Genomic DNA, 13,003 nt, shown 5'->3' on the forward strand with positions numbered 1-13,003 from the left:
TTTTGATCAAATTACTATATCAACTAGCAGCGTTTCGATTTACATTATTTATGAATTATTATTTACTATTATTATTTACTTTTTTTCTTACAACTCACACTTTTGGGCAACAGTTAACCCCAGTTGAAATACCATTTTTTGAAGATGAGGTATTTATACCCTCTTCTAAGATTCTATTGCTGGAAGACCCTGATAATAATACTGAGATATCAGATATTTTAATTGGCCCAGATGACAAGTTCCAAACTCCTCAGGAAGACATGCTTTTGTTTTCAAAAGATGTCAAAAGCTATTGGGTGAAATTGCAGATTAAAGGTAAACCTCTGGGAATGGATCAATGGTTTTTTGAATTGCCGGACAGTCACGTCGGTAGCGTCAAAGCCTATGTTCAGGTGGGGAAAAAGCCTGTGATTTATGCGGAAACAGGTGGCTATGACCATGACTTTGGGAAAAGGAAGTTCAAGCATAAGAATATCATTTTTCCAATTACAGGGGTAGAATCCGGGGAAGATGAAGTAGTTACTATTTTCTTGAAATACAATAGTGAGTTTAATAATGTACTCTTCTATAAGTTGAGTAGATCTAACAGACTTTTTGTTTATTCCATCACTGAGTACATCTTATTAGGTATTAATTATGGTATACTGATTTGTCTTCTTATCGCCACTATTCTTCTGTTGCTGACACTAAAGGACAAGGATATTTTGTTTATTACGGCCTTCTTGCTAGCCAGTTTCCTTATAGATCTTTCTGAAGATAACCTGGCGTCACAATATCTTTTTGACAATCATCCTCATTGGAACTATATTCTGATGCGTTACTCCTCCACTTTGAGTATGCTTTCGATTGTAGCTTTAAGTATGAATGTCTTGAAGATTAGAAAGAAATCATTCAAGACTTATTTGACCATTTGGGGGATCACCTTGCTAAATACATTTTACTTTGTAGTCTTCAAGTCATTTAATGATAGCCTATGGCAAATGCCAACTTTTATGATTCCTTTTGTCATCATCTTCTTCTACATGTTGTTGGATATCAAGAGGTCAGAAATGAAAGTGACTTACTTCTTCTTAGGTTATTTAGTCATTATTGCTGGTCTTTCATTACAGGTGCTTAGAGCTTATGAAATTTTTATTTCACATGCCATCATAGTAGTCTATTCTTATAATGTCGGCTTATTGTTGACGGGGTTATTTATGACATTAGGTCAATTCCAACGCTTCAAAATTCTGAAAGAGGAGAAGGAACAGGCACAAGGGCAATTGATTAAAAACCTTCAGGTCAGAGAGAAAATCATTGAGGATAAAGTACAGGAGAGGACGGAAGAAATCGCAAAGCAAAAAGAAATTATTGCCCTTAAAAATGATGAATTGCAATGGGTCAATGATCAGCTGAATGAACATAGAAAACAGATTCAAGAGATGAATGCTCAACTTAAAGTGGAGAATGAACAGCTCCATGAAGATGTTGAACAATTAGAATCTGCCAGAGTTTTGATGCAAGAAGTGACGTTTGATGAATTTGAGAAAATGTTCCCTTCTGATGAAAGCTGTTATGCTTACTTGGAAGAAATCAAATGGAAAAATGGTTTCAAATGTAAGAAGTGCGAAAATGATACTTATGCTAAAGGAGCAGGAGTGAACAGTAGAAGATGTAAAAAATGTAATTACAACGAGTCAGTTACAGCAGGAACACTTTTCCATAGGCTTCACTTCCCTATCCAAAAAGCCTTTTATATGGTATTTATTGTATTTGCTAAGGATGGAGATATTTCATCAACAAAGCTTTCAGAAATTTTGGAAATGAGACAGAACACTTGCTGGAAGTTTGCGAAGAAAATCAAAGAAACCATGCAAGTGAAGACGGAGGAGTTAGGTTCTAAAGAGAAGCTGAAGCACAAAGGCTGGGAGGAATTGATTTTGAAAGACTGATAAAGAATGAAGAATGTAGAATTAAGAATGAAAGTTCTTACTTCTACATTCTTCATTCAAAAAAGCCTTTATTCTTCCATCATTTTCTTATTGTAAAGTAGAATTCCCAAATTAAATAATACCATAAAATTGTGATCTTCTACGTTGTAGTGATTTACTGAAAGACTGAAAGGGCCAATAGGGCTTTCATACACGATTGAACCGGCTAGAGCGTAATCCATATTACTGAAATCCCAGAAGCTTTTCTCTACGACTACAGGAAAAATAGGAGTATCTCCTCGTTCATATTTAACAGTGGAATGGAAAGCATGTCCTTCAAGCTGAATATTGAAACTTTCAGACCATAAATGACGGATTATTTTTAAACCTCCTGCCAGGAATCTAGGAGATCTGAAGGCATCAATAAAGTAAGATTTTGAATCTAAGAGAGGGTAATATGCCATTGCATTGGCCAATGATGTAGGTATGGTGATGGATTCTGTATAATTAGAATAAGCAGCATGTCCTTTTATGCCCAAAGTGAAAAGTTTCATAGGGAAGTATTGTTCATACTGAGCTTGCAACGTATACCAGTCTCTATTCCAGTCTTGATTAATCGCTGAAGTCAGCGTCATATTAAACTTGTTGTGTCCTAGAATTTGTTTGGCTGAAAGTTTAAAATACCTTCCTTTTGTTGGAAAAGTTTTAGAATTCAGCGTATTGGATTCCCATTTCAAACCAAACAACCACCCATTAAGTTTTTCATTTCCAATTAAATCCACCGGAATTCCTTGATCTGATGTTGAGTCTGTGATAATTAATATTTGTTCGTATTTATCTTCATTAAAAGTGTAGCCACCAAATGCAGTGAGCTTACTTTTTCGTCCCGTAGCAAAACAAGCGTTCAAGCCGGCGTAATTATCCCTTCTAAGGAGATTAAGTTTATCTTTTTGCTCAAAAATCAGTTCCTGTGCATTTGCATAATTCCACCTGTTAAGAATAAATTCACCACTCACTGAGAAAGGGAGTTGTTTTGCAAACATTGATTCTAATTCTGCGCTGAAAGAGTTATAAAAAGCACCTGCAAATGCATTCATTTTGAAAGTGTTGAGCGATTGTGTGAAAATACTGAACTGACCACTGATGTAAGCCTGTCCGATATTTCGGGAGGCAATATTACCTCCAACTCCAACACGTAATTTTTTATTAGGGGTGACGTCAATATGTAATCTCGGGTCAAGGTCTAAGGAGTCATAATAGAAATAGGCATCAATATCACTGAAGTAGTTGTTGGAAATCAGCATATTGTATCCGCCTAACAATTCATTAATAGATGTTTTTTTTCTTCTATTAGGTTTGACGATATTTCTCACAAATAACCTTTGATTAAAAGAAAGATCCTCACTCAGTTCTACAAAGCTAATTTCTTTTGTTTTTGGATTGAACAGTTCATTGAAGTTACTTCCTTTTGGTTTTACTCTAGGCTGATCCTCCCCGTAAATCTTATTGATTTCATCAATTTTTGTAGAAGTGAAATCATAACCAATAGTAAGAAGTGAATCAACAGGGGTGAAATCAGCAGCAGAATATTCATCTACAGGTACACCGAGGTAAACATCTTTCGAAAGGTCTATGTCCTCTTCGGGGTAGGTGTTGTTCATGACAATGTACCTTAAGACATTCCCTTTTACCATCTCATCGTCTTTATCATAAGGATATTCTTCCAGCATGTCATTAGCGCCAAGATTGACTACAATGACCATATCTGGGTTGAAATCCCTTTTCATCACATCTACAGGAAGGTTGTTGTATACCCCTCCGTCGTATAGATATTTATCATTGACTTTAACCGGTTTGAAAACCAAAGGAACGGCCATGGAAGCACGGATAGCCCTTTCCAGTTGACCTTCTTTTATAGTGACAGCTTTACGTTCGAAAATATCACTTCCTATACAGCGGAAAGGGATGCTGAGGCTGTCAAAATTAAAATTGGCGTCATATGAGGCTTTGTATAAACGAGCTGAAAATGCAAAGTTCAAAGAAGCATCTTTAATGATTGTTGGGTCCCAGGAAACGGAGTAATTAGAGTCCAGTTCAATGTTGAAGTTGATCCATTCTGCCCCTCTCTCTTGTCTTCCGAAGTAAAATTCATCATCTGGATCAATTTGTCCTGATACCCAGGCTTGGAAATCAGGATCTCGAATAAAGCCTTCGATTTCTCCACTTGTATAACCTGCGGCGTAAAAGCCACCAACAATTGCTCCCATGGAAGTACCTGTAATGTAATCTATGGGGATTCCGTTTTCTTCCAAAACCTTGATGACACCAACGTGTGCAATACCCTTTGCTCCACCGCCGCTCAGTACGAGGCCTACCGATTTTCTTTTTTTATTGTTTTCAGGAAATGCACTTTCGTCAGTTACTGATTGACAATAGCTGTTAGAGGTGAAAAGAGTAAATAAGAAAATACAGAAAAAAAGATGCTTTATGAGTTTCATATAATAAAAAAAAGTCCTTGTTAGTGAAACTACCAACAAGGACTCAGAAAAAAAACTTTTTCTATAAAAATACTTGAAATCTTAATTATAGATTAAAAGCAGACTTGATTTGATCTACGTAATCTAATTTCTCCCAAGTGAAGAATTCAACTTCTTTTTGCTCTGTAATTACAGTGCTGATTGTTTTATCACCGTCTTCAACAATTTCAGTACGGTTGATTTCTACAGTATCAGTGTAAGGAGCCTGACCCATGTGACCGTAAGCGGCAGTAGGAGTGAAGATAGGGTTAGTTAATCCTAAACGCTCTACAATTGCACTTGGACGCATGTCGAAAATACCTTCTACTACTTTAGAAATCTCAGCATCTGTAAGGTCTACGTTTGAAGTTCCGTAAGTTGTTACGTTTAATGAAACTGGAGTAGAAACACCAATCGCGTAAGCAACTTGAACTAATACTTCGTCAGCAACACCTGCTGCTACTAAGTTTTTAGCAATGTGTCTTGAAGCATAAGCAGCAGAACGGTCTACTTTTGATGGATCTTTACCAGAGAAAGCACCACCACCGTGAGCACCTTTACCACCGTAAGTGTCAACGATAATTTTACGTCCAGTCAAGCCAGCATCACCGTGAGGACCACCGATAACGAATTTACCTGTTGGGTTGATGTGGAAGATTGTCTCATCATCAATCAACTCTGAAGGGATAACAGCACTGATTACATGCTCTTTTACATCTCTTGCGATTTGAGCTAAAGCCTCATCATCAGAAATACCAGGGAACTCATCATGCTGTGTAGAAACAACGATCGTATGAACTCTTTTAGGAGTATTGTCTTCGTTATATTCAATTGTTACTTGTGCCTTAGCATCAGGACGTAAGTAACCGATAAGGTCAGTGTGGTTTTTACGGATTTCAGCCAAACGCTTCACTAAAGCATGTGAGAATGCTAATGCCATTGGCATGTACTCTTTAGTTTCTTTAGTAGCGTAACCGAACATCATACCTTGGTCACCTGCACCTTGTTCCTTATCAACACCCTCTCCAACGTTTACACCTTGAGCAATATCAGGAGACTGACTGTGAAGCGCTACTTGCACACCACATGAATGAGCTGCAAAAGAATAATCTTCTTTGTCATAACCAATCTTCTCAATTGTTTCTCTTACAACGTCAGGAATTTCAACATATGCTTTTGTTGTTACCTCACCTGCAATAACTGCTAAACCTGTAGTAACCATAGTCTCACATGCAACACGTGATCTAGGGTCTTGCTTAAGCATAGCATCAAGGATTGAATCAGAGATCTGATCTGCAATTTTATCTGGATGTCCTTCAGAAACGGACTCGGATGTGAATAAATATGTCATTATTATCGTTATTTTTCTTTTTTAAATTTGATATTCCATTGTGTGATGTACTTATAATGTTCATCATCAGGAATAGTACCTTTAAATAGGACCCCTGTAGAGCCTATTTGATTTATATCATAAGACTTTAACGTCTTAATTTCTCTGTTCAACTGCCAATTATAGACATAATGAGCAGTGTCAATAGCGTCAATCATGGCATTTTGAGCATCAGTTGAAGTAGGGAGATTTTGAGTGATGATCTTCCTCCAGTCAATATTCTGTGTCCATTCCGCCTTTTTTCTTTTCATGACCAAATACTCCACATCTTCTTTGCCGTCAATTTTGGAGAGGGCTGTATTGAGAGCATTAATGTCTACAAAAGTGAACTGAATACCCATTTTCCATAGCGTAGAATCTACAATCTCTTTACAATTATAGATACCCGGAATGGTATTCAAGTCATTACTGATTAAGGATAAAGGTTCTTTGAATTTATTTGCTTGAAATATAGTTTCTCCTTCAGGAGTAGTATAGGCAGATATAATATCAAATAATTCTTTACTGCTGGAAAAGTCGAAAACAAAGGAGTAATCACCCTTTCCGTCTTTCATGACTTGTAATTGTTCGTGCAATTCGAAACAGCTTGTCAAGAATAATAAAGAACTAAGTATTAATATTCTGATTTTCAATCTAAAACAAAAAATATTCTTTTATCATTAATTTAGTTTTCACCTACCGAAAAAGAAAGCTTTTCGCTTTATACCATCATGTCATTTTTGGAGATAAACTCATCTATTCTCGAACACCTTCGAGCTGGGAGTTAGCACCTTGCTATGGGGAGCGCAGGTTGCTAAGACATCATAGGGCCCACTCCCTCTATCTTTCTTGATAAGTACAGTGATGCAAATATAGAAATTTGACAGAAAATTCAAGGAATTATTATCAAACTTTTTCATTTCATGCGGGTTGTCTATTCATAAAAGCACATTAAGAGCAGTTCTTTTTTTGAAAAAATAGTGTCGATTCAGATTTCTACAGATTTCAAACAGATTTGCTCAATATGTTTGTAGCGAACTTATAAATCTATCAATTCATGTTTAAAAAAGCATACATACTATTAACACTTCTATCGATCGCATTTCATGTTTTCGCAAATGACCCGATTAAACCTGGCGTGATTTCAGGTAAAGTGACGGATGGAGATTCCAACGTTGCTGTAGAATACGCCACTGTTTCTATTTTTGAGCAAACCACTCATACTTTAGTGGGAGGTACTGTTACTACAGCTGACGGTATTTTCACTATCAAAAATATTGAAGAAGGAACCTATACTATTGAAGTCACTTTTATAGGATTCCAAAAAACCGTTATTGATAACGTAGCCCTAAAAAGACCCAATCTCAAAAAGAATTTAGGTGTGATTACTCTGAGCACTGATGCCGAAGTGTTGGACGCCGTGGAAGTAGTGGGTACGCAAAACTCTGTATCGTATGACATCGACAAAAAGATTGTCAATGTAGGTACTCAGTTTGCTTCTTTATCAGGTACTGCCGTTGATATCTTACAAAACATCCCATCTGTGACGGTTGATGGCGATGGTAATGTAAGTTTGAGAGGTAGTTCTGGTTTTACAGTACTTATTGATGGCAGACCTTCGGTATTAGATGCTTCTGAAGCTTTACAACAAATCCCAGCATCAACCATCGAAAACATAGAATTGATTACTAACCCATCAGCCAAATACGACCCAGACGGCACTGCCGGAATTATCAACATCATCACTAAGAAAAACGTTTTAGAAGGTGTTAGTGGTGTTTTTAACGCCTCAGCGGGTATGTATGACCGCTTGGGTGGCGATTTCCTGTTAAACTTTAAAAGAAAAAAATGGGGCTTCTATTTTGGAGCCAATTACAACAAACGCCCAGGACCCGGAACTTACAGCTCAGACAGAATCACAACTAATGGTGATACTACTTCTTACATTACTTCGGAAGGTGATAGAGAAAGAACTTTTGAAGTGAGTGGAGTGCAAGGTGGTATGGAATTTTTCTTTTCTGGTAAAGATTACTTGAAAGTGTCAGGTAAGGTGGGAGAATTCAAAATGTATGGAGGTATGGATGCCGACTTCTATGAATACCAGCGTGTAGGTGATTCTGATGCTCCAATCAATGAAAACCGTTATATCTCAAGTGAGAAATGGCAAAGAGGCGGTTTGTATTACAATATCAATGTCGCTTATCAACATAAATTTGCTAAAAAAGGGCATACTATTGATGCTCAAGTAGATTATGGTGGACGTGATATGGAAGAATGGTCTATCAATGAATTATATCCAAAATTTAGTGATGGCAGTGTTGCGGAATTTCCTTCAAGTGGACAAAGGTCTTCGGAAGTGGGTCCTGGAGGAAGATTAAGAGCTAAGATTGATTATGTATTGCCAGTAGGCGCTAAAGATAAGATCGAAGCTGGATGGCAAACACGTTGGAATCAAGCGGAAGATATTAATGAAGTGTATCAGTATAATGTGCTGACAAATGAATATGAATTCCAGCCTGATTATAGCTACACTACAAATTACACACAGACGATCCACTCTTTATATGGTATTTACTCTGGTAAAATGGGGAAATTTGGATACCAAGGTGGTGTGAGAGCAGAATACACGGGCCGTAATATTAATGTAGTAGGTTCTGATGATGAGTTTCCTGTAGATCAATGGAATTTATTCCCGACAGTCCATCTTTCTTACAATCTTCCGAAAGATGATCAATTGATGTTGAGTTATTCAAGAAGAATTGAACGCCCTAGAGGTTGGTATTTAGAGCCTTTTGTAACTTGGCAAGATGCTTTTAATGTGCGAAGAGGTAATCCAGGTCTATTGCCAGAAAATATTGATTCATTTGATTTCAGTTACCTGAAAAATCTCGGTGAGAACTTATCATTGTCATTGGATGCTTACTACAGAATGACGCACAACAAGATTGAAAGAGTACAAACGGTGTGGCCTGAAGATGTGAATGTGATTCTTCATACTTATGCCAATGTGGGAACAGATTACGCTTTAGGTACTGAAATTTCACTAAACTATCAGCCTTTTAAATGGTGGACCATCGATTTGATGGGTAACTTATATGATTACAGAGTAGAAGGGGAGTTGGAAGGTCAGAATTTCGACCGTCAGAATTTGACTTGGAGTAGCCGTTTTAATAACACTTTTAGAATTTCTAAAGGAACTCAGATCCAAATCAACAATATGTATACTGGTGAAACGGTGACGGCTCAAGGTAGAAATGAAGGTTTCTTTATGATGACCGCTGCTGTGAAGCAAAACTTGATGAAAAAGAAACTGACTTTGACAGCTTCAATGAATGATGTTTTAGGAACAGCTCGTCGTGTAAGTCATTCGTCAGGTGTAGGGTTCTATAACCTTACAGAAGACTTTAGATATCCTCATGTTTTCACTGCAACCTTAACGTATAGATTAAATAACTTTAAGCCTTCAAGAAGAGGCCGAGGAGACGGCGGAGGAATGGATGATTTCTAGCAGTCTGATAGTTACTTTTGTCCTAGTACTTACTATCTTTCCAACGGAAACAAGGATGATAATGCATGAAGCTATTATTAATAGAAGATAATAAAGAGTTAGCTAATGATGTGTCGGCTGCTTTAATTGATCAAAAAGTCAATATTGAGCATGTAGATACGCTAACTCAAGCCAGAGAGAAAATTGGAGTTTACGAATATGATATTCTAGTCGTAGACCTCGGTTTGCCTGATGGCAACGGATTAGAAATTGTTAAACTGATCAAACAAGTTGACCCAAACACAGGAGTACTTATCGTCACAGCTAGAGATAGTGTGGACGATAAAGTACTCGGTTTGGAACTAGGGGCAGATGACTACATCACGAAGCCGTTTCATATGGCTGAACTGATTGCCCGTGTTCGTTCTCTTTTTAGAAGAAAGAAATTTAAAGGGAGCAATACCATCGAAATTGGAGAATTGAAAGTTGACATTCTCTCCAAAAGCGTTTTTATCAATGAAGAGTCAATTGAATTAACGAAAAAAGAATACGACCTTTTGGTTTATTTTCTTTATAACAAAGACAAGATGCTCACCAAAGAAAACATTGCAGAACACCTTTGGGGAGATCATATAGATCAGGCAGACAGCTTCGATTTTATTTACTCGCATATCAAAAACCTAAGAAAAAAACTTCAGAAAAACGGAGGGACAGACAGAATAAAATCGGTTTATGGTATGGGATATAAATTTACTACTACTGTTTAATCACAACTGTGCAATATGGCCAAAAAACGGACCTTTAATTTATTATCAAGAATTACATTTTTCTACCTTCTTTTTACATTGGGTGTGTTTTTGGCGTATGCCCAATTTTTGACATCTGAAGCCGATGAATTTATTGATTCAGATTTGAACAGAAGGTTTTCATGGATAGAAAGAAAGGTGAAATACCACTTGGATGAGGGAACGCACCCTGACTCGCTTGTAGGCCGTTCTGTCTCTTCCATTGACATTGTATCTAAAAGATGTAAGAAAACGGAATATCCAGTTTTTGAAGATGTGACAGTATATCATGATGAATTGGACAGGAATTTACTGCACCGTAAAAAAATAGTGCTTATCACTTCTAATGAGAAGCTTTACCGTGTAGAAATGAACAGGGAAGTACAGAATTATTATTATTTCCGTGATGATATTTATGAGTTGATCATCCCTTCTTTCATTGTCCTGACGATACTAATTGTACTTTCCAACGCTATGCTTTCCGGTTATTTCCTTCAGCCTTTTAAAAGGATTTTGGAGCAAATGCAACTCTATAAAGTTGGAGGAGAAAAACAGCTGGAAAAGGTAGAAACCAATACTACAGAGTTTGTGGAAATGCAAGACCTTTTTAGTAAAATGGTAGAAAGAATTGATGCGGATTACAATCACTTGAAAGAGTATACTGAAGATATTGCCCATGAAATGCAGACGCCTTTAGCCATCATTAGAAATAAGTCGGAAGCTCTGATGATTTCTGAAAAATTGGAAGAGGAGGATGCTCGAACCATTAAAACAATCTATGATGAAGCCAATCATATTTCCAAAATTGGCAGTACACTGAATTTGATTACAAAAATTGAAAACGGTGAATTTACAGACATCAAAGAGATTGATACCAAAACAGAAATTGAGAAGCAGGTGGAGGCGATTGAAGAATTGGCGGAATTGAAAAACTTGAAAATCGAAAAAGATTTAATAGATAACCATAAATTTCAAATTGACCCTTACCTTTTTGATATCGTTTTAAAAAATCTCCTTAAAAATGCCATCCGATATGGATCCTCAGAGGGGCCTATCAAATTGAAATCAACGGCTGACGAATTTAAAATCAGTAATTACGGAGCTCCATTGATTATCTCAGAAGATCAAATTTTTAAACGCTTTGTAAAAGGATCAACTTCAAGTCAGTCCTTAGGATTAGGGTTAGCTTTGGTAAGTAAAATATGTAAAGTTTCAAATTTAGAAATACAATATTCATATCATCAGAAACAGCATATATTTTCAATAAAAACAAGAAAAATGAATGCTTAGTTTGGAGTAGTTGAGAAGTCTTAATAACTTAATTAATAACTAGTACTAATTTAATTTTGCTTGGAGTATTTACAGGCAAAAAAGATCTTATCTTCTCAAACTCCCTCTTTGCTATGAAGCGTTTTGTAGGAATTTTATCTGGCACTATAACTATTGCCTCTCTTTATATCTTTGGAAATCTTTTTTTCTTTGATTCCCGTCAGTCAAAAATTTCAAGACTAGATTCGGATTATGTAAGTGATTCCGCCAAGTATCACCTCTCCGAAGCAATACAAATTAAAACGGTCTCTTATGATGACCCAGACTTGATTGACTCTTCAGAGTTTGTCAAGTTTAATAATTTCCTTCAGCTAACTTACCCTACTGTTTTTCAAAATACAGAGTACCACCTTTTTGGAACATTTTCTTATTTAATTAAATGGAAAGGGAGTGATTCCTCTTTGAAACCTATTGTTTTAATGTCTCATTTTGATGTTGTTCCTGCTTTGGAAGAAAACCGTTCAGAGTGGAAATACCCGCCGTTTAGTGGAGCGATCAAAGATGGCGTAATCTGGGGCAGGGGAGCCATTGATGATAAGGTTGGAGTAATTGGGATTCTAGAAGCCGTTCAGACATTGATGAAGTCAGGTTTTCAACCCAAAAGAACGGTCTATATGGCATTTGGTCATGATGAAGAAATCAATGGACTTCATGGTGCAAACGCAATGGCACACTATTTAAAACAGCAAGGAGTGGAAGCTGAATTTGTACTAGATGAAGGTGGTTATATCACACAAGGTCTAGTACCCGGAATGGAGAAAGATGTGGCACTAGTAGGTACAACTGAGAAAGGTTTCTTGACGGTCGAATTATCTACAGATATTGAAGGAGGCCATGCTTCTATGCCTAAAAAAGAAAGCGCTATCAGCGTATTAACAAAAGCTGTAAATGATGTAGTCGACAATCCTTTTCCTTCTTATATATCACCTCCTCTAAAAGATTTTATTGATTTTGTGGGCCCTGAAATGCCATTTGGTTTAAGAACAGTATTTGCCAATTCTACCCTTTTAGAGCCAGTTTTAATGTCTGTTTATGAAAAATCACCCTCTTCCAATGCTCTAGTAAGAACGACAATTGCTCCCACTATTATTAATGCAGGAATGAAAAGTAATGTACTTCCCAAGAAGGCACATGCGGTTTTAAATATCAGAATATTGCCTGGTGAAACGGTAGACTATGTTTTTGAATCCATTAAAAAGAAGGTGAATAATGAAGAAGTGAAATTAAGAATATTAAATAAATCAGAAGCAGCACCCATTTCAGACGCCTATTCTGATTCTTTTAAACTGTTAGATCAATCTATAAAAGAGACATTCGGAGATATTGTCGTATCACCTTATATCATGATTGCCGCTTCAGATTCTAGACATTACTCTGAAATTTCACAAAATATTTTACGTTTCTGCCCTTTCCATTTAAATAAAGAAAACCTTGATACAATTCATGGAGAGAATGAGAGAATCGGAGTGGTAGAGTTTGAAAATTCAATTCGTTTCTATCAGCAGTTAATCAAAAATACCACAAACTAAAATTCATAATTTTATTCTCGATAAGCTTATTCAATTACTTAAAAATGTAGTTGAATAAGCTTTTTTTATTCACTCTAA

At 36.6% G+C, this 13,003-nt stretch carries 8 protein-coding genes and 1 riboswitch; of the genes, 5 read left to right on the forward strand and 3 right to left on the reverse strand.

Features of this window, described 5'->3' with window-relative positions; all coding sequences use genetic code 11:
• The first annotated feature begins 50 nt into the window (after positions 1-50).
• The gene (locus HHU12_RS02510) at positions 51-1,931 is read left to right on the forward strand and encodes a 7TM diverse intracellular signaling domain-containing protein (protein WP_169654687.1); all 1,881 of its coding nucleotides are present in this window, start codon (positions 51-53) and stop codon (positions 1,929-1,931) included.
• Between the two features lie 68 nt (positions 1,932-1,999).
• Here HHU12_RS02510 and HHU12_RS02515 read toward each other — a convergent pair whose 3' ends face one another.
• The 3 genes from HHU12_RS02515 to HHU12_RS02525 form a co-directional block, all read right to left on the reverse strand.
• Positions 2,000-4,408, reverse strand: a complete 2,409-nt coding sequence (locus HHU12_RS02515) for a patatin-like phospholipase family protein (protein WP_169654689.1) — start codon at positions 4,406-4,408, stop codon at positions 2,000-2,002.
• An 85-nt stretch (positions 4,409-4,493) separates the two neighbouring features.
• A complete protein-coding gene (metK, locus tag HHU12_RS02520; protein ID WP_169654691.1) occupies positions 4,494-5,777 on the reverse strand; it encodes a methionine adenosyltransferase in 1,284 nt (427 codons plus the stop codon).
• A gap of 8 nt (positions 5,778-5,785) precedes the next feature.
• Positions 5,786-6,370 (reverse strand): hypothetical protein, encoded by a 585-nt coding sequence (locus HHU12_RS02525; RefSeq protein ID WP_169654693.1) that lies wholly within the window; start codon positions 6,368-6,370, stop codon positions 5,786-5,788.
• A gap of 174 nt (positions 6,371-6,544) precedes the next feature.
• A riboswitch (SAM riboswitch) is annotated at positions 6,545-6,654 on the reverse strand.
• Positions 6,655-6,852: 198 nt separating this feature from the next.
• Here HHU12_RS02525 and HHU12_RS02530 point away from each other — a divergent pair.
• The 4 genes from HHU12_RS02530 to HHU12_RS02545 all read left to right on the forward strand — a co-directional run bounded on the left by HHU12_RS02530 (position 6,853) and on the right by HHU12_RS02545 (position 12,925).
• Positions 6,853-9,303 carry an outer membrane beta-barrel family protein gene (locus tag HHU12_RS02530; RefSeq protein WP_169654695.1) on the forward strand — a complete coding sequence of 817 codons (2,451 nt, stop codon included), beginning with the start codon at positions 6,853-6,855 and terminating at the stop codon, positions 9,301-9,303.
• A 65-nt stretch (positions 9,304-9,368) separates the two neighbouring features.
• Positions 9,369-10,049 carry a response regulator transcription factor gene (locus HHU12_RS02535; RefSeq protein ID WP_169654697.1) on the forward strand — a complete coding sequence of 227 codons (681 nt, stop codon included), beginning with the start codon at positions 9,369-9,371 and terminating at the stop codon, positions 10,047-10,049.
• A gap of 15 nt (positions 10,050-10,064) precedes the next feature.
• The gene (locus HHU12_RS02540; RefSeq protein ID WP_169654699.1) at positions 10,065-11,357 is read left to right on the forward strand and encodes a sensor histidine kinase; all 1,293 of its coding nucleotides are present in this window, start codon (positions 10,065-10,067) and stop codon (positions 11,355-11,357) included.
• A 113-nt stretch (positions 11,358-11,470) separates the two neighbouring features.
• On the forward strand, positions 11,471-12,925 hold the full coding sequence (locus HHU12_RS02545) for a M20 family peptidase (RefSeq protein ID WP_169654701.1): 1,455 nt from the start codon (positions 11,471-11,473) through the stop codon (positions 12,923-12,925).
• Positions 12,926-13,003 lie beyond the last annotated feature (78 nt).

Origin of the sequence: Flammeovirga aprica JL-4, assembly GCF_012844305.1 — a bacterium.
In the GTDB taxonomy this organism is placed as follows: Bacteria; Bacteroidota; Bacteroidia; order Cytophagales; family Flammeovirgaceae; genus Flammeovirga; species Flammeovirga aprica.